Origin of the sequence: Paenibacillus sp. FSL L8-0333 (assembly GCF_037965665.1) — a bacterium.
Classification (GTDB): Bacteria; Bacillota; Bacilli; order Paenibacillales; family Paenibacillaceae; genus Paenibacillus_AQ; species Paenibacillus_AQ odorifer.
Map to the genome: position 1 here is coordinate 6429612 of NZ_CP150186.1, position 19439 is coordinate 6449050.

The following is a 19439-nucleotide window of genomic DNA, read 5'->3' on the forward strand; positions in this document are numbered from 1 at the left end:
CCCCCCAAGTCCGAAATATCTTGTACAACAACGATATGCGGACAAGGGGGTAATCATGACTTCATATAGGAGTCATATACGAAAAAGCAACGCCGTGGTTATCCGGCGTCGATGACGGATCCACCGGCGGCTTTCATAAGCCGGTTCATGATGGCAGCGCCGAGGCCCGTATACGGGCAAGCCTCGGCTAAGATGTAAGTCGCTCCCGCTTCATCGAACCGCCGCAAAGCGGCATATAGGGAGCGGGCCCCTTCCTCCGGCGAGGATAACGAGCCAAGGGAAAGGACACAGGCGGCAGGGTCGGCGGGATAAAGGGCCTTATGCTCCTCAAAGAGGAGCAGGCCCGTGATCTCGCCGTTTAGCTGCGCCGCCTGAAGTTGACTTGCGGCTTCGTCCGCCACGCGTTGCGGGGAAGAGCCGCGCACTACACCAAGCCAGCCGCGCGGCGCGTAGTGCGTGTACTTCATGCCCGGCGCGCGCGGCGCCGAAATGCCGCCAGCAGCATCCGCACCATGCTGCTCAATAGATGCGGATGCCCTTTCGAAAGGCTCACGATTGTTAACATTCAGGCAATCCGCTGAAGATTGTGCTGTAGTTGCTTTAGCTGTGATTGGCTCAGCAGTACTTAAATCAACAACAGAGATTGTCGTCCCCGAATCAGCCATGACAGTAGTAGTAGAGGCAGCAGTTGCCTCAGCATTACCGGGCTCTGAGCTTACAGCTTCTGCTCCCACCACTGCAGCCAATTGCTCCGAAGTAATCCCGCCGGGGCGCAGCACAGCAACTTTTCCGTCAGGCTGTACCTGCACGACTGTTGACTCTAGTCCCACTCCAGCAGCACCACCATCAAGGACGCCATCAATGTATCCAGCCAAATCTTCCATCACATGCGAAGCTAATGTCGGGCTCGGGCGACCCGAACGATTAGCACTGGGCGCCGCAACCGGACAACCTGCGGCACTTATCAGCGCCAGAGCTACCGGATGATCCGGCATCCGCACACCAACCGTATCCAAACCCGCCGTCACACAAGGCGACAGTACACCTTCACGAACAGGAAGCACAACTGTCAGCGGACCAGGCCAATAAGCTGCCATCAGCGCGGCCGCCTTAGGATGCACCTCTGCAACAAGCTCGTCCAAAGCTGCCGTATCCGAAATATGTACAATTAACGGATTGTCAGAGGGCCGTCCTTTTGCTGCAAAAACAGCCTCAACTGCCGACGTATTTCGGGCATCCGCCCCTAGCCCGTAGACGGTTTCGGTTGTAAAAGCCACTGTTCCGCCTTCGCGAAGCATTGTTGCTGCCTCCGCTATCGCCAGCTTGTCAGCTTCATTCGGCTGAAATACCTCAGAGTTCGTTCCCTCAACAGAATTCAACTTCCAGTATACAGTCTCAGCTCTATTTCCACTCCGCCGCTGAACGGCGAATAAAGGATTATTGTGTTCATTCATTCTCATCACAGGCTTTCTAGAAGATATAATTTATCTTAGCAAAAAACGGCCCCAGTAGGGAGCCGTGATAGATCTGCTTATAAAATAGTAACATATCTGGGGTCTTACGACCATAATCCACTGATCCAGTTCCAAAGGTTTTGCAGCAGCTCCCAGACGAAGAACCGTACCTCTGGCTCAGCAGCAGTTTCTCCTGATGAAGCACTTCCTGCCGAGGAATCAGCCTGCACTGTTTTTGCAGCTGCCGATTTCACCTTAGCACTGTTATCCGCACCAGCAGCAGACACTGTTTTTGTACCTTTGTCAGCAGCAGGTGCTGCCGCATCTCCAGAGCCCGCATCGATAAAGCAAAGCGGAGGAAACAGTACACACCACCAATTTTGTCCCTTGCCTGCACCAAGCGTGACCCGTACAGCTTCATACTCCCCAGCAGGATAGACGGTACCACCGTATAATTTGGTTGGAAAAGGGACTACGCCCAGCTCCACTTTATAGGAATATTCAATGCCCCGTTTCTCGAGCTCTGATCCAACCAAAGCGTTAAGCTCCGGCAGATGATTTCTAATCAGAGCACGTGCCTGCTCCAAGCTCTGCGGATCCTCAAGAGCAGATACCCACTGGTTCATTTGCTCCACAATTTTATCGCGAATTTGCCGTTTCACCAGCTGATCTTGCGCTCCGTCAGAATTAGCTAGAATACGTAACCGGATAGATTCTTGGGGAATAGATACTTCAGCTACTGCAGCATCGGTTTTTTGACCTTCCCAAGCCATCATGAGGACCATAAAAAAACAAATTAAAATGGCAGTATACTTAAAAGTTACACGTAAGGAATCTCTTTTATCCATATGATTATCGTTCATTTGTTGCAGCCCCTCTCCTCTTAACTCTCATGCTAGTAGTATGCCCGGAGATAAGAGACTGCAAACCTATGAATCTATGATTTTAAGAAACGAGCAGTTTCAGTGAGATCTTAACAGTCCTATAAAAGAAAATAAAGGGAATATTTTACTTTTTTAAATCATTATGATATAGTGGGTATATTCGGTATATTGCTTATATTTTTCTTTAATATCCAATTTATATAAATTTAAGGAGGTTCATTATGAAACTAGTAAAAACTGTATCTACTCTGACTTTGGCACTCATTGCTTCAACTTCCATTTATACTACAAGCTCATTTGCCGCAGAAACCTCTTCTAATCAAGTTGAACAAAGTGCTACGACCTCAGTCACCTCATCAGATACTACTTTTGTAAAAACAGTTACTGCTGATGAGATTGAATCGATTAAAGAAGAAGCAGCTCTAACTCAAAATATAAACCAGCCAAATTTTAATGAAAATAACAATAACTCATTAGGCATATTCTCCTATACGGAAGGTTTCACTTTTACAATGGATGGATGGGCTTCAGGCACACAAAAGAGAACGAATGGTGAAATAACTTTCACCTCAAATTCTGATGTCTATGCAACGATACATCAAAGAACTTCCTTTCCTACCGAAGCAGTTCCGATCATCTCTTATGAATTGATTAGCAAAAGTAGCGGTAAATCGGCAGGGGTTAGAAACGTGTCTTGGCCTTATGCAGAAAGCAGCCCGTATACTATCGGTTGGAGTAATGTTCTTCCAGGAACTTACTATTTACTAATCACTAATCTGGGACCCAATCAAATATTCGGCGGAGGATTCCTAAACGCTTACTGATAAGCGAAATTGAATACAATAAAATCGAGGCAGATTCCATGGGTGCTTCCATATTTTAATCCGACGGAAAGTAAGGCATAGAATTCCTGTAGCATTATTCATTAAAGCGAGATATATCCTATTGTAATATACCGAATTTAATAACTAACTAACAAAAGCGCATGCTGATAATCAGCATGCGCTTTTGTTAAGTTTCAAAAAATATTATCTCATTACTGATCTTTTTAGTATCAGGCTTCTTTCGGGTTCTCACCCTTGACTATTCTAAACACCTTTAACCGATACATGATTTATGACCGGGTCTGGAAGATCTTCTTCCTCTTGCTGACCATGCAGACGTACACTCATTACCAAACCAATGCTGGCCATGTTGATAAGCAGGGATGTACCTCCAAAGCTGATGAAAGGTAACGTGATACCTGTCAAAGGCATCAGACCAATAAACGCGCCAATATTCTCAAAAATCTGATATAGCATCATGGCGACAATTCCGACAATCAAGAACGGCCCGGCTCTATCCTTACACTCCAGCGCAATCAGAATCATTCGGTGAATGAGGATAAAGTACAGCAGCAGCAGCAGCGCCGCCCCCACAAAACCGAATTCCTCGGCAATTTGCACGAAAATGGAGTCCGAGTAGGTATATGGCACACGATTCGTTTGAACGGAATCTCCCTTCATATAGCCATCACCACTCATTCCTCCAGAAGCAATAGCAATTCTAGCATTGGTGGTATGATACTTAGCCTTTTCTGTTGCCTTTTCGGGAACAAGCCAAGGATCAAAACGTTCAATCCAGTGAGATCGCCCAATATCCGTAAGAAAGGTTTTAATTTCATCGTGATAATGGATATAACTCATAATTCCCGCAATCGCAGAACTAGCCACGATGACCAGCCCGATTAATGCATGCGTGTATTTAATATTGCCAATCCACAACAGACCCGCAAGAATCACAACGTAAGACAAGGCATTCCCAAGGTCATTTTGGGTAAGAACAATAAGAAATGGAAACAAGGTCAGAAGGCCGAGTGGCACAACATCCCGCCAGAACAGAAGCTTACTCTTATTCTTGCGGACAAGCATGGCCGCCAGAAAAAGAATTAATATCAACTTGAACAGCTCAGCAGGCTGCAGACTCAGTCCTCCAGGCAGGGTCAACCAGCCTTGTGCATTATTTTTAGTCTCGCCCAAAAAGCTGACGAGCACCAGCATCCCTATCCCAAACAAATAAATATATATCGCATATTTCACTAATATTCTGTAATCCAAAAAGGTCATTCCAATAAAAGCTACAAAACCAATAGCATAATACATCATCATACGAATATGATGTCCGTCCAGCTTCTCTCTTCCATGAGTAACACTATATATGGCGAAGATGCTGACCACCATGAGTAATAACAGAACGACTACAATAGCACCATCAATCTTTTTAATCTTCTGAAGCACGCTCTGCCTCCCTACTCTATATCCGGTCTTTCTTTATGATCCCCTGAGAAATCCTGCTAAATACTATTATAAAGGAAGTCGGATTGAAAATACAATTTCTCTACCCTGGACAAAGGAACCCTCTGCAAAGTAGGCAATATTATTTCGTTATGCCTAGCACATGACGCGGGATTCCAGCCAGATCATTAATGGTGATAATCTCCGTCCAATGGCCCGCTGCCGCAAGGAGTGCAGCGACTTGCTCAGCTTGACCGAAGCCAAGCTCAAAGCCGATCAGGCGCGGCGGTGCCGGGAGCAGCGTCAGCTGCTCCATCATGCGGCGGTACGGGTCCAGCCCGTCCGCTCCGCCATCCAGCGCAGTGCGCGGCTCATGGTCGCGCACCTCACGCTGCAGCCCGGCGATATCCTCGCCGGGGATGTACGGCGGGTTGGAGACGAGAATATCCGTCTCCATCCCCGCGAACGGCTCGAGCAGATCGCCGAGCCGAAAGTCCACAGCTGTGCCATTGCGCAAAGCGTTGCGCTCGGCCACAGCCAGAGCCGCCGGCGAAATATCGCCGGCGCAGACCCTCCACGCCGGCGCTTCCGCCGCCAACGTGACGGAGATCGCTCCGCTGCCGGCGCCGATGTCGACGGCGGTCAGCGGTCTTGCGGCGCGCACGTCCCCCGCGCCGCCTCCGCTGCGGGCCGTATCTCCGCCCGCGCTATCCAGCGCCGCTTCGCCCGGCGTTACAACGCCGTTCGGCCAAAGCTCCGCGCCGTAACGTAAAATCGCCTCGACAAGCAGCTCCGTCTCCGGCCGCGGAATAAGCACGTCAGGCGTCACCTCAAAAGGCCGCCCGTAAAATTCTTGCTCGCCGATGATATACTGCACCGGCTCACCAGCGCCCCGGCGGGTAACTCCCGCCTCAAATGCTTCCTTAACCGCTGCTGGAAAAGGATCTGCCAACGCCATGTAATAAGCTGCGCCAGACACTCCAAGCACATGCTCCAGCAGCAATTGTGCACTGCGCTGCGGTTCATTGCAGCCGCTCCGGCTCAAAAAAGAAGAAGCCTCCGCAAAGGCTTCCCGGATGCTTTTGACTTCCGACATGACATATACGCCATCGTTCAAAGCATTATTCTCCATTATCCATATTATCCATCAAGTCAGCTTGTTCAGCGATTGAAAGGGCTGAGATAATTTCAGTGATTTCTCCGTTCATAACCTGCTCCAAACGGTGCAGTGTCAGGCCAATACGATGGTCTGTAACCCGGCTCTGCGGGAAGTTATACGTCCGAATGCGCTCACTACGGTCACCCGTACCTACTTTACTCTTCCGTTCACCAGCATACTTCGCTTCTTCTTCCTGCCGTTTCATATCAGAGATACGGGCACGAAGCACTTGCAGCGCTTTTTCTTTATTGGAGTTCTGTGACTTACCGTCCTGACAGGTAGCAACGATGCCTGTAGGTACATGGGTTACACGTACTGCAGACTTGGTCGTATTTACAGACTGTCCGCCTGCACCACTTGAACAGAAGGTATCTACGCGAATATCTTTATCATGGATCTCGATCTCAAAAGCCTCAGCTTCCGGCATCACAGACACCGTAGAAGTAGAGGTATGAATACGACCTCCGGATTCGGTCGCTGGGATACGTTGTACGCGATGCGCACCACTTTCGTATTTCAGCTTACTGTATGCACCACGGCCGTTAATAAGGAAGATTACCTCTTTGAATCCACCAAGATCACTCGCGTTAACATCCATTAACTCAACGCGCCATCCTTGTGCATCAGCATAACGAGTGTACATCCGGTAAAGATCTGAAGCGAACAATGCTGCTTCATCTCCACCCGCTGCACCACGAATTTCAACGATTACGTTCTTATCATCATTCGGGTCTTTAGGCAGCAGCAACACGCGGATTCTCTCTTCCAGCTCCACTTGACGTTTGGAAAGGTCATCAATTTCCATCTTGACCATTTCTTTCATCTCATCATCAAGCTTTTCGCCTTGCATCTGCTTAGCAGCTTCAAGCTCTTCCATTACGCTCTTATATTCAGTATACGCCTCAAATGCAGGCTGTAGGTCTGATTGTTCTTTGGAATAGTCCCTCAGTTTCTTACTGTCGTTTGCAACATCCGGATCACAAAGCAGTTCACTGAGCTTCTCATAGCGGTCCGCCAGGGATTGCAATCGGTCCAACAAGGGAATTCACCTCTCCTGATTCAATTTCAAATTCGCAAATATAACATCAAATTTGTACTGTCATAAAAATAGATATACGACTTTATATTATACCAAAGATATTGTGAAATGGCTACAGTTCCGTACGCACAATACCTTAATAAAAAGCTTATATTTTTAAAAAGGATCATCCCAGCAATAGAAACTCCCACTGCTCGAGATGACCCCTATATCATTCGTACACTTAAACCTTCTTAAACGTTAAAACGGAAATGCATTACGTCGCCGTCTTGCACCAAATATTCTTTACCTTCAAGACGCAGTTGACCACGTTCCTTCGCACCGTTCATGGAACCAGCTGCCACAAGATCCGCGTAAGCCACTACTTCAGCACGGATAAATCCCCGTTCGAAATCTGTATGAATCACACCGGCAGCTCCAGGTGCTTTGGTGCCGCGGCGAATCGTCCACGCCCGAACTTCCTGAACGCCTGCTGTGAAATACGTATACAAGCCAAGCAGTTTATAAGCCGCTTTAATCAACCGGTTAAGCCCGGATTCTTCCAGTCCCAGCTCTTCCAGGAACATAGCTTTATCTTCACCTTCAAGCTCAGCAATTTCTGCTTCCACCTTAGCACTGATCGGAACAACTTCTGCACCTTCAGTAGCTGCAAAATCGCGAACTTGCTGTACATAAGGATTGTCCTCAGCACTTGCCACTTCATCTTCACTTACATTCGCCGCATACAGCACTGGCTTCAATGTTAACAAATGAAGATCACGGATAATAAGCTTCTCGTCATCAGACAATTCTATACTGCGTGCAGGTTTATCTTCGTAGAGCACTTCTTTGACGCGTTCTAGCAGCTCAACTTCTTGAGCGTATTTCTTGTCGCCGCCTTTGATATTCTTACGGGAACGCTCAATCCGCTTCTCAATGCTCTCAATATCAGCAAGAATCAACTCCAGATTAATGGTCTGGATGTCGCTGATCGGATTTACCTTTCCATCAACGTGGGTAACGTTCTCATCTTCAAAACAACGAACCACATGCACGATAGCATCTACTTCACGGATATGGGCCAGGAACTTGTTGCCTAGTCCCTCTCCTTTACTGGCACCACGCACGAGACCAGCAATATCAACAAATTCAAAAGCAGTAGGTACGGTCTTGTTCGGCTGTACCAGCTCAGTCAGTTTATCAAGACGTTCGTCTGGAACTTCAACAACACCAACGTTAGGGTCAATGGTACAAAAAGGGTAGTTAGCGGATTCTGCTCCCGCTTGCGTTATCGCATTAAACAATGTGGATTTTCCTACGTTAGGAAGACCGACGATTCCAGCTTTCAAAGCCATTTATATGACAACTCCTATTTTCAGCTAAATTGATCATCCGAATAAGCTATACGATCTAAACCATTATATATTAGAACATATTCGCCAGCAACACCGGATGTCAGGCAGATGTGTCCGAACGCGCAAGCTCTAATACCTTTTTTATCGCCGGCTGGTCCAGTAATGGCTTAGATTTATCCGGATCAACCTCCACATCAGGCACAGTCTTTACCTCTTCATTACAACTTCCATCAGAATTCAGACCCATTTCAAAGGAAAACCTGAAGAGATAACCGCTATTAGGCAATGCAACAACAAGCGGATCTATCCCTAGTCCATCCCCACCTGTCCTGCCGCCTACAACCGTTGCAAACCCGGTGCCTTTTACAAAGGCTGCAAGACCTTCCGATGATGAATACACAGAGCTATCTACCAGCAAATAGATTTTCCCTTTAAATCCAACAGATTTATTAGGGGTTACTACATCATTTGTTTTTCTATATGTCTTAAACATCTTTAAAGCTTCGGTTGGCAGCTTGGGCAGTTGCTCATCTTTGATGCCAGCAATAGGTTGTTGCCCCTTTGTAATCTGACGTGCTTGCATAAAGGTCTCCGCATATTTGCCTCTTGTATAAAGTAAGTATGTATTGTATTCGATAGGTTTATTGATCAACATAGGGACAAGATGAATTCTCCAATAATTACTGTTTCCTCCCCCATTTCCGCGGATATCTAATATTAATGTCTTATAGTCCTTTACCTCTATTAAAAAATCATGGATCTCGGAGCTGTCCATCTCCATGAGACTCCCGTCAAAGCTTTGCATGCCGAGATAAGCGATTCGATCGGGCTCTATAATGACTTTTTTTACATTCCCAGAAGTCTTTTTTGTTACATCTCCTACTCCATCTCCACCATTATGCATATCGTTATTGATATCATTAGAGCTTTGCTGCTCCGCTAAAGGTTTCTGGTTGTAACGGGCCAATACGTTAGGCTGCTGAAACACGTTGACCCAAGGCTCAAAACCAAAACCTAACTGAGCATACGTATGTAGATACCAGGGGTATTCTTCCTTGGATATAAAATTTGTATGCCCATTGTTTAATCTGCTAAGGACAAATCTCATACGTTTCAAAAACTCATCATCCGATTTCACGGCTGCTATTTTATTGCGGTATTCCTCTTTTTTTGCAAGCCAATCCTCTCCATTGAGACGTTTATTCACCTCTAAGAAAGGATAGTTCTCCTCAATAATCTTCCACATGTAATCAAAATCCTCTAGCCTTTGTTCTACCGTCAATGAAGGCAAAGCTATTTCTGATTGATCTTCAACTACAGCTGAAGAGGCTAGCGGTGCAACCGGACTTGCCTGGACTTGCTCAGACTCAGATTTCTTCTTTCCTGGTAAATCGCCACTGTTGCAGCTGACCAGTAATAGTAATACTACTGCAGAAACAACCACCCACGATACAGTCCTTGGCCTCACCTTAATCCCCCCTTTTCTCTCTTTATGACTTAATCCATTTTCAGGAATTTATTTTTTAATCATATTTTCCTAATCATCCTAAATCAAATATATTTATCACAATTATTTACATAATAATTCAGTAGAACAACAAAAAAGGACCTCTTTCGAGGTCCTCACACTTATGGACTATAGATCTTTAGACATTGTGATGTCAGTTACGATATATCCCATTTTTTTGTATAACTCAAATGCGCGATTGTTCTGGCCGAAGACGTGTAACCCGATTTTGGTAACATTCATCTCCCGGGCTTCTTCATCGAGTGCGATCATAGCCTGCTTGCCATAACCCTTACTCTGGAACGGTTCAAAAACATAAAAATCATAAATGAAAGCCTCGCGGCCGCCTCGGCCTTCACTTACGTTAAACCAGATATAACCAACCTGTTCATCACTGCTTATTTCTACTATAGAATATAGATAAGCACCATCTGTGTGCAGCCCTTTTGGCAAAGAGCGTGTTATGGCTTCCTCAGACAGCTTCATCGCGATCTCCGGATCCCAAGCACCGGCGCTGATCTTATCTTCCGCATAATCCCGGGTAGCTTGACCTAAGAAAAATTGAAAGGCCGACTCATCCATATGGACCAGTTTAATCATAATCTTACTCACTTCCTCGCTTCAATATTTACCATCCTATTTACGTATTAAACGGGAAGTACCACGTAAAGTTGCTAAATCTGGAGCGCCAATACCAAACATTGCTATTTTTAGCTCCAGCTCAACCTGTGCCAATGCAGCATCCAGCGCCTCTTCAGAATCGACAGCCGGCCCTAACAGATTGCGGCCAAAGCCTGCCAGATCAGCTCCAAGTGCCAGTGCTTTCGCTGCATCCACGCCATGTTTTAGTCCGCCGCTGCCAATCAAAGCGCCCTGCGGGGAAACTGCGCGCACCTCTGTGATACAATCAGCTGTTGGAGTACCCCAATCTGCGAAAGCCTCCGCCGCTGCCCGCCGTATAGGATCTACACTGCGGAACTTCTCCACCTGACTCCAGGATGTCCCGCCTGCACCCGCAACATCAATAAAAGCCGCACCTGCATTATAAAGACGTGCAGCTGCATCTCCATCAATGCCCCAGCCTACTTCTTTCACACCTACAGGGACTTCAAGTGCACGGCATACCTTCTCTATCTGGGATAGCAAAGAGGCAAAACCAGTGTTCCCTTCCGGTTGAAAGACCTCTTGCAGCCCATTCAGATGCAGTACAAGAAAATCAGCACCTGCGATATCCACAGCCCGGCGACATTCCTCAATCCCAAAACCATAGGACAGCTGTACAGCACCAATATTGGCGATAACCGGAATATCAGGTGCTTGATCCCGCACATAAAAGGTCGCCGTAAGCTCAGAGCGCTCCACTGCCGCCCGGACCGAGCCTACACCCAGCGCCCAACCACGACGCTGTGCAGCTGTGGCCAACCGGGCGTTAATCGCTCCTGTAGCTGCGCTGCCACCTGTCATCGAGCTGATGAGCAGCGGTGTACGCAGCTTGCGATCCAAAAACGTAGTCTGCAATGATATATCGTCAAAATTCAGCTCTGGAAGAGCATTATGCTGAAATCTGTAATGTTCAAACCCTGTAGTCACACCGACGCCACCTACTTCTTCATTTAGGCAAAGGCGTACATGTTCAATTTTGCGTTCGCCTGTCTTCGATGTAGGCAATAAAGATCTTTTGTCAGAAGCCTCTACAGCCGGCAGGTCCTTGCCATGATCTGCGCCAGACTGCCTAGTCGCATCATATGGCACGGCCTCTTCTGGCGTATGATTCATGCTGCGTTCCTCCTATTCCCAAACTCGATTTATTATAACATATCCCTACAGATGAATTTACAATATGAGGTTAGCGATTACAATTCTCCGGCTTAGTAATCATTAATTTCATAAACTTCGTACTAATCGTTCAAACTCATTATAGCTAGCTGAATGTTATTTATTAATGTTAAGGATATTTGGGCTGCTTCATTTCGCTCCACTAGGTGTTAATAGGTTGGTAATACACCGGAGCATAACAATCACAAGGAAGTGCTCTGCAATAATTTCAGGAGGAACTTCCATGAATTCAGATCGTCAGCAACCCGTTCACCCCTATAAACCTAAAGAAATAAACTACGCTCCCGGTTTAACTACGAAGAAACGTTCCGGTTCACGCCGCCGCACAATGGCGTTATGGACTGTCTTCATTCTAATCCTCTGGCTAATCGGCGTAATGACTTACCAGACGCACAAACCTTTACCCAGCGGCATTTCCTATGAAAGCCCTATATACAGAACGAATCATGTATCCTTCTGGCACGACCTAACCTATTCGGACGGTACAGCCACGGGCACTCAAGAGAGTCAGATTCTTTCGAGGATTCTACAAATTATCGAGGAGTCCAAAGAATTTTTGGTGATTGACCTCTTCCTTTTCAATGATTATACCCATAAAGATCAGTCATTTCCTCCGGTCAGCCGAATGTTGACGGACAAGCTTATCTTACAAAAAACAACTTATCCCGAGATGGAGATCGTCTTCATTACGGATGAGGTTAATACCAATTACAACTCTGCACCCAACCATCTTCTGGAAGAATTGAAGGCTGCGGGGATTAAAGTGATTTTGACCGATGTAAATGCTCTACGCGATTCTACGCCTGCTTATTCCGCTGTCTGGCGTACCTTTATTCAATGGTTCGGACAGTCGGGCGAAGGCCGGATTCCCAATCTTATGGCCAGCGGAGGACCGGATATTACCGCACGTTCTTATTTGAAGCTACTTAATGTGAAGGCTAACCACCGTAAGGTGGTTATTAGTGAGAATACCGCTCTAGTCTCCTCAGGAAATATCCATGATGCCAGCGCCTATCATTCCAATATCGCTCTGGAAGTACAAGGCCCAATTATTGCTGATATTCTCCAGACGGAACAAGCCGCGGCCAATCTTTCGGCTGCAGGGCCACTACTCACTTATGAGCCAGACTTCACCAAGGAGAAGGATCAGCACTCTGAAGAATCTATGGGAGTCCGCTATTTAACGGAAGGAAAGGTATATAAATATGCAAGACAAGCCCTCCAATCTGCACAGGAGGGTGACACCATTTGGATGGGTATGTTCTACCTTGCCGATGATGCAATTCTCGATGAATTGGTAGAAGCTACCGAACGAGGGGCTACGGTAAGATTGATACTGGACCCCAATCAGAACGCCTTCGGTCGTGATAAAATCGGCATTCCTAACCGTCCAGTTGCCATGAACCTGAACAAGCGCACGAACGGAAAAATCTCTATTCGCTGGTACAACACGACCAAAGAACAATATCACTCGAAGCTGCTTTTCATTGCCAAACAGACTGGAAGTTCCATCATTCTTGGCGGTTCCACCAATTTCACGACACGCAATCTGGATGACTACAACCTGGAGAATAATCTGTGGGTATCTGTAAAACAAGATCAGCCTCTTTATGCCCAGATGGAAGCCTACTTCAATCGACTGTGGAATAACGAGGACCATGAGTATACCCTACCTTTTGAGGCTTATCAGGGCGAAGTGACCTGGTTCAAATATATCCTGTTCCGGTTGCAGACCACCTTGGGCTTAACTACTTTTTAAAGCAAAAACCACCGCAGATGAGGCACAACACCCTCTGAGGTGGTTTTTGGTTATAGTAACGGCGACATAAGTCGAGCAGCAGATTCCAGTATACGGATCACCATACGCTTATTCATAAATTCCTCATGCTCAATTAAGCTGGTAGATAATAAATCCCGCTCAAAATCAGCCACAATACGAGCAACACTCTCCGTCTGAATCAGTAATGCATTCACTTCAAAATTAAGGTGGAAGCTGCGCATATCCATATTGGCCGTACCGATTGTTGCTATTTCACCATCGACGATAAGCAGCTTAGAGTGGATAAATCCCTTTTCATATTCATAAATCTTCACGCCAGCTTCCAGCAACGCCGGGAAATAAGAATGTGAAGCCAGAAAAGGAATCCATTTATCCGGCTTAGCCGGGAATAACAATCGCACATCTAAACCAGAAATAGCGGCTACACGCAGTGCAGTTAAGATGTCCTCATCAGGAATAAAATATGGACTGGCAATCCACACCGATTTCTCGGCAGAAGTGATCATGGAGAAGAAAATGTTTTTGAGCGCACGACGTTCGTTATCCGGTCCGCTAGCAATAATCTGTACGGCTCCATCACCTGTCATAAAGCGAAGTTGTGGAGTGAGGTAGTCTTGCTCCAGTATTTTTTCACCCGTAGTGTGCATCCAATCTTGCAGGAAAATAATTTGCATCGTCCGTACCGCTTCGCCTCTAACCAACATATGTGTGTCACGCCAAAATCCATAAGTCTTACTGCGGCTTAAATATTCATCGCCTACATTGAGACCACCCATGAATCCGACATCTCCGTCGATCACAACAATTTTACGGTGATTCCGGTAATTCACACGGCTGGAAAAAAAGGATGTTGAATTTCCGTAAGAAGCCACCTGAACTCCGGCGTCACTCATTTCCTTCAAAAAAGCTTTGGAAAGCTGAAAACTGCCAACGGCATCATACATAAATCTGACTGCAACACCGGCACGAGCTTTATCGATCAGAATTTGTTTAATGCGTGTTCCAATGTGGTCCGCCCGGAAGATGTAATACTCCATATGAATGTGATGCTTAGCTTGACGAAGCTCCAACAATAACGTACCAAACGTCTCTTCACCATTAGTGAGGATACGAGTTTCTGATGCAAAGGAAATAGGAGTACGTGCTAAAGTCTTGGATAACAGCAACAGTTTTTGGCGCGAGGGATCAAAGACTGACCAATCTTGGTGCGTACGTAAAGCGTCATTCTCAATTCTTTCGTAGGCCATAAGGTCTCTTTGTGCCTTTTTATCATATTTACGGCGTTTGAACACATTTTGCCCAAATAGAAAATAGAAGACCAGTCCCAGCACTGGGATCAACGCAAGCAATAAGATCCATGACATTGTTGTAGAAGGATTACGGTTCTCCATAAAAATAGCCAAGCTAATCGAAATAACTGTCAGAGTGGAGAAGATACTAATAATCGTTCCCGCAGTACTCCCAAAAATGCCGAAACCAAAATAATAAAATGCTATGAATGCCCCAATGATAATTATAGATTGAAGTCCTCTTCTCATACTCTACCTACCTTCTTATTCATACAAGCAACACGAAATTGACACATTTTATATATTACATGAAGAACCCTTTTCTTCCTAGCTAATTACTGTGCAAAAGTCTATTTACGACAAAACTGTAACCCTTCAGTTCCGATATTTGTATTGCCTGGTTGGATGGAATATAATAATTTTGACCAACTAGTCAATTATAGAACCCAGTAGTCAGAAAGGAGGTTAATCCTTTAATGAATGATAAAACTATTGACAAGCAGGAACAAATTATTAAGATCGCCATGCAGTTATTCGCTGTGAAAGGCTCCTCGTCCACATCCATGCAAGAGATCGCTGAATTATGTGGGATTTCGAAGGGCAGTTTGTATCTGGTATTTAAATCAAAAGAAGAACTGGAGCGCAGTATCTTCCTTTATTGTTATCGGATGATTCGTGATCCCTTGTTACGTGAAGAACAGGAAACCCGACGAACACCACGTGAGAAGCTTAGGAATCAGATAGAAATTCTGCTAAGTCACGTGTACGAATTGCGCGAGTTCTTGCAGCGTCAAATTCAGGAGGTTGCGGGCAAAGGATTTGATACTGAAGTCCCGGACTGGCTGCGGAGAAACAACGCTTCCTTCTTAAGATGGTTCCAGGTGAAGATGGAGTTGCTCTATGGAAAAGACGTCGTTCCCTATACCGGAGATTTATGTATGATCGGACATGGTCTCATCAAGTCTTATATTGCGGTTATTTTTCGTAAGGATACGCAGGTACCCATTGCCGATATGGCAGATCATCTAATGAATCTAATGGATATGATTGTGTCTGGCTTACTCACTAGTAAACAGGTTCCACTAATCAACTCTGCTACTTTAGCGAACTGGATGGCGGAGAATGAGGAGAATAAACGAAAGAATCCATTACAGCTCATTAAAGAAATGAAGACTGTGGTCAGTAAATTAAATAGTATAGAATCCGAAGAAGCAGCCGATCTGCTGGAATCGCTCAATATTCTGGAAGGTGAGGTGCTTATACCTCACCCACGAAAAGCAATCATTCAGGGGATGCTGTCCAACCTCCAATCCTGCTCTGAGCTCACAGCAGAATTAGAAGAGCTGAGGAAGCTAATTGCCTCAATTCCGCACAATTCATGTGTATTTCGTTAATTGACTCTAAGAAGAGTTCGGTAGAGAGAAAGTCATGGATAGTGAGTATTATGAATTTTTATAATGGCGCCTTATTTCGTAAAGAAAAGGGCCGAGAGGAGCAGAAACGAAACTTATGAAAAGCTTAATTAATTTCTCGCTCAGGAACAAATTTGCCATTTGGCTTCTGACGATAATTATTGTGTTTGCCGGTTTATATAGCGGACTGACGATGAAGCAAGAAACCTTGCCTAATATTAGTATACCCTATCTTAGCGTAACAACCATTTATCCGGGGGCCGCACCAGAAGGCGTCGTTAATGATGTCAGCAAACCGTTGGAGCAAAAGCTCCGCAATGTGGATGGTGTAAAGACGATCACCTCCACTTCTCTGGAGAATGCCTCCAGTATCCAAATTGAATTCGATTACGGAACAAATCTGGATAATGCTACAGCAGCAGTGCGCGAATCGCTAAATGAGGTCTCATTGCCAGACAATGTGCAGAAGCCTTCCATTTCCCGTTTTAGCCTTAGCTCAATGCCTGTCGTTTCGCTCAGTCTTTCCAATGGAGATACCCAGGACCTTGAGGAATTGACACGTATTGCTGAGAACGATATTCGCCCAGCCCTAGAGGATGTTGAGGGTGTGGCTTCTATTCAAATCTCTGGTCAATACGTCAAAGAAGTATCACTTAAATTCAATCAAGATAAGCTCAGCCAATATGGACTGACTGAAGATACCGTTAAAGGTATCATTCAAGGCTCTTCCCTCCGTGTTCCACTAGGACTATTCGAGATGGACAAGGCTCAAAAAGCAGTTGTCGTGGACGGCAACATCACTACCGTTGAAGATCTTAAAAATGTGACCATACCGGTAATGCCAACTGGCGCTAACGCTGCAGGTGCTGCAGGTGCTGCAGGTGCTGGAGCTACCGGCGCTGGTGCTGCTAACGGAGCTGCTGGTGCAGGTGCTGGAAATGCTGCTCCTGGCGGAGCTGCAAGTATGGGACTTCCAACCGTGAAGCTCGGAGAGTTGGCCACGATTGAGGTTGTGGGGAATTCCGAATCCATCTCCCGTACAAATGGTAAAGAATCGATCGGTATTCAGATTGTCAAAGCCAATGATGCCAACACTGTTGATGTTGTAAATGGCGTTAAAGACAAAACTGAAGAATTAAAAGCACAATATAAAGGCATTGACCTTACTGTTCTGCTTGACCAAGGTAAGCCCATTGAGGACTCCGTAAATACGATGTTGTCCAAAGCTGTGTTTGGTGCCTTATTCGCAGTAATTATCATTTTGGTGTTCCTGCGGAATATTCGTTCGACGATTATTTCTATCATCTCTATTCCATTATCCCTGCTGATTGCAGTGCTGTGTCTGCGGCAGATGAACATTACGCTTAATATGATGACACTTGGAGCGATGACGGTCGCGATCGGGCGGGTAGTCGATGACTCGATTGTAGTTATAGAGAACATATATCGACGGCTCTCCTTATCTGGTGAGAAACTGAAGGGCAGAGAATTAATCAGTGCAGCCACGCGTGAAATGTTCGTGCCTATCATGTCCTCTACAATTGTAACCATCGCGGTGTTCTTACCACTTGCTTTGGTTAGTGGTATGGTTGGTGAGCTGTTCTTGCCTTTCGCTCTAACCATGGTCTTCGCCCTGCTCGCTTCATTAGTAGTTGCGATTACCCTAGTTCCTGCAATGGCTCACTCGTTGTTCCGTAATGGATTGAAAGGTAAAAAAACTCACAGCGAGAAACCAGACAAACTTTCTGCTGGTTATCAAAAGATTCTGAACTGGTGTCTTTCTCATAAGCTCGTTACTTTTGGAGTTGCTGTTCTTCTCCTTGCGGGCAGCTTGTTCTTAATCAAGCCTATTGGCGTAAGCTTCATGCCATCCCAAGAGGATAAAACTGTAATGCTTACTTATTCACCAAAGGCTGGACAACGGATTGAGGAAGTTCAAGAACAAGGTCTGAAAGCTGAAAAATACATTTTAGCGCAGAAGCATATAGACAAAATGCAATATTCCATCGGCGGTGGAAGCCCGATGGGTATGGGTGGATCCAGCAATTCAGGACTATTTTTCATCGTTTATGATAGTGATACTCCTGATTTCGAAGCTGTTAAAGAGAAACTTATTGAAGGTTTGACCGCAGAAGTTCCAGATGGTGTATGGGGTGACATGTCCGCTCTGATGAGTGGAGGTATGGGTGGAAGCACTCTAACCGTGAATGTATTCGGAGATGAACTGGATCAGCTGAAGCCGGTCGCGGATGAGATTGCCTCAATCGTACAGGCTGACACCACTAATTTCAAAGACGCGGAAACAAGTCTCAAAGAAGCATACGATCAATATACGATTGTAGCGGATCAACAGAAGCTTAGCTCCCTTGGACTTACAGCCGGACAAATTGCGATGAAGCTGAGTCCAGCAGGCACACGTCCAGTGCTCACAGAAGTAGAATTGGACGGCAAGAACTACAAAGTCTATATCGAAACAGATAAAGAAACGTACAAGAGCATTAAAGAAATGGAAGAGGCTACTTTGACATCGCCACTAGGCATCTCCGTGCCAATCGGGCAAGTCGCTAAAATTGAAAATGGCTCCTCCCCTGACTCGATTACTCGTATGGACGGTAAAATGAAGGTAGATGTTACTGCCGAAATTATTTCGAGTGACGTGAATAGCGCTTCGAACAGCGTGAAAGAAAAAGTAGATGCTATGGAATTGCCTGATGGTGTAACTGTTACCTTCGGCGGTGTAACCGAGCAGATCAATGATACGTTTGGTCAATTAGGAATTGCTATGGCGGCCGCTATTGCCATCGTATACTTCGTGCTTGTGGTTACATTTGGCGGTGGATTAGCACCATTCGCTATCCTGTTCTCACTTCCTTTCACAGTGATTGGGGTACTCGTTGCCCTGCTGATCGCTGGGGAAACCTTAAACGTGTCCTCGCTCATGGGTGCGCTGATGTTGATTGGTATCGTAGTAACGAATGCGATTGTCCTCATCGACCGCGTTATTCATAAGGAAAAAGAAGGACTCACTACGCGTCAGGCCTTGCTTGAAGCAGGTGGCACACGTTTACGTCCAATCCTGATGACTGCCCTTGCAACGATTGGTGCATTGCTGCCATTGGTTACTGGACTTGAAAATAGTGCAGGAATTATCTCTAAGGGGCTCGGCGTGACCGTAATCGGTGGTTTGGTCAGTTCCACGCTGCTGACACTTGTAGTAGTGCCAGTCGTGTATGAATTCCTGATGAAATTCCGCAGCAAAAAGGTAATTGATTAGAACTATGATGTGAATAAGTAAATAGGCTCAAACGAGAGGCTGTCTCCAAAGTAGTGAATTCTACTTATGAGGCAGCTTCTTTTTTTTAGTAAAAGGCTGCACAGCGGATTCCTACTTTGGCCAATAGACTGTGTGCTGTGCCAATGTTCAACGTCATTAGGTTGGGTGGTGAGTGGAGAGAGTTGAGCGGTGAAAAAT

Annotated in this window: 14 protein-coding genes; 4 read left to right on the top strand and 10 right to left on the bottom strand. The window is 45.8% G+C overall.

Translation table 11 applies throughout. The features are described 5' to 3' along the window. Positions 1 to 98: 98 nt before the first annotated feature. Positions 99 to 1454, bottom strand: coding sequence for an L-threonylcarbamoyladenylate synthase (locus tag NYE72_RS28725; RefSeq protein ID WP_076099805.1), 1356 nt, complete (start codon positions 1452 to 1454; stop codon positions 99 to 101). A 104-nt stretch (positions 1455 to 1558) separates the two neighbouring features. Continuing rightward, the gene (gene spoIIR / locus NYE72_RS28730; RefSeq protein ID WP_081382511.1) at positions 1559 to 2317 is read right to left on the bottom strand and encodes a stage II sporulation protein R; all 759 of its coding nucleotides are present in this window, start codon (positions 2315 to 2317) and stop codon (positions 1559 to 1561) included. A 242-nt stretch (positions 2318 to 2559) separates the two neighbouring features. On the opposite strand from spoIIR, the gene NYE72_RS28735 reads away from it, so the two are divergent. Further along, positions 2560 to 3162 carry a hypothetical protein gene (locus NYE72_RS28735; protein WP_036681592.1) on the top strand — a complete coding sequence of 201 codons (603 nt, stop codon included), beginning with the start codon at positions 2560 to 2562 and terminating at the stop codon, positions 3160 to 3162. 264 nt (positions 3163 to 3426) lie between these two features. On the opposite strand, the gene NYE72_RS28740 is transcribed toward NYE72_RS28735, so the two are convergent. The 7 genes from NYE72_RS28740 to fni form a co-directional block, all read right to left on the bottom strand. Beyond that, a complete protein-coding gene (locus tag NYE72_RS28740; RefSeq protein WP_036681594.1) occupies positions 3427 to 4614 on the bottom strand; it encodes an FtsW/RodA/SpoVE family cell cycle protein in 1188 nt (395 codons plus the stop codon). A 139-nt stretch (positions 4615 to 4753) separates the two neighbouring features. Next, the gene (gene prmC / locus NYE72_RS28745) at positions 4754 to 5707 is read right to left on the bottom strand and encodes a peptide chain release factor N(5)-glutamine methyltransferase (protein WP_256717868.1); all 954 of its coding nucleotides are present in this window, start codon (positions 5705 to 5707) and stop codon (positions 4754 to 4756) included. Positions 5708 to 5732: 25 nt separating this feature from the next. Next, entirely contained in the window at positions 5733 to 6809 is a 1077-nt protein-coding gene (prfA, locus tag NYE72_RS28750; RefSeq protein WP_036681601.1) for a peptide chain release factor 1, read from the bottom strand. A 233-nt stretch (positions 6810 to 7042) separates the two neighbouring features. Beyond that, entirely contained in the window at positions 7043 to 8143 is a 1101-nt protein-coding gene (gene ychF / locus NYE72_RS28755) for a redox-regulated ATPase YchF (RefSeq protein ID WP_036681604.1), read from the bottom strand. Between the two features lie 100 nt (positions 8144 to 8243). Then, positions 8244 to 9611: a S41 family peptidase gene (locus tag NYE72_RS28760; RefSeq protein WP_143763750.1), complete on the bottom strand. Its 1368-nt coding sequence runs from the start codon at positions 9609 to 9611 to the stop codon at positions 8244 to 8246. A 168-nt stretch (positions 9612 to 9779) separates the two neighbouring features. Next, positions 9780 to 10250, bottom strand: a complete 471-nt coding sequence (locus NYE72_RS28765; protein WP_235219460.1) for a GNAT family N-acetyltransferase — start codon at positions 10248 to 10250, stop codon at positions 9780 to 9782. 36 nt (positions 10251 to 10286) lie between these two features. After that, positions 10287 to 11426 (bottom strand): type 2 isopentenyl-diphosphate Delta-isomerase, encoded by a 1140-nt coding sequence (gene fni, locus NYE72_RS28770; RefSeq protein ID WP_080742651.1) that lies wholly within the window; start codon positions 11424 to 11426, stop codon positions 10287 to 10289. Positions 11427 to 11709: 283 nt separating this feature from the next. Between fni and NYE72_RS28775 the strand changes: the two genes are divergently transcribed. Then, positions 11710 to 13245, top strand: a complete 1536-nt coding sequence (locus NYE72_RS28775; protein ID WP_235219461.1) for a phospholipase D family protein — start codon at positions 11710 to 11712, stop codon at positions 13243 to 13245. 50 nt (positions 13246 to 13295) lie between these two features. Here NYE72_RS28775 and cls read toward each other — a convergent pair whose 3' ends face one another. Next, the gene (cls, locus tag NYE72_RS28780; RefSeq protein ID WP_036681607.1) at positions 13296 to 14804 is read right to left on the bottom strand and encodes a cardiolipin synthase; all 1509 of its coding nucleotides are present in this window, start codon (positions 14802 to 14804) and stop codon (positions 13296 to 13298) included. Positions 14805 to 15031: 227 nt separating this feature from the next. Here cls and NYE72_RS28785 point away from each other — a divergent pair, with 227 nt between their 5' ends. Further along, on the top strand, positions 15032 to 15949 hold the full coding sequence (locus NYE72_RS28785; protein ID WP_036681609.1) for a TetR/AcrR family transcriptional regulator: 918 nt from the start codon (positions 15032 to 15034) through the stop codon (positions 15947 to 15949). 115 nt (positions 15950 to 16064) lie between these two features. Beyond that, positions 16065 to 19241, top strand: coding sequence for an efflux RND transporter permease subunit (locus tag NYE72_RS28790; protein ID WP_094901279.1), 3177 nt, complete (start codon positions 16065 to 16067; stop codon positions 19239 to 19241). The last annotated feature ends 198 nt before the right edge of the window (positions 19242 to 19439 follow it).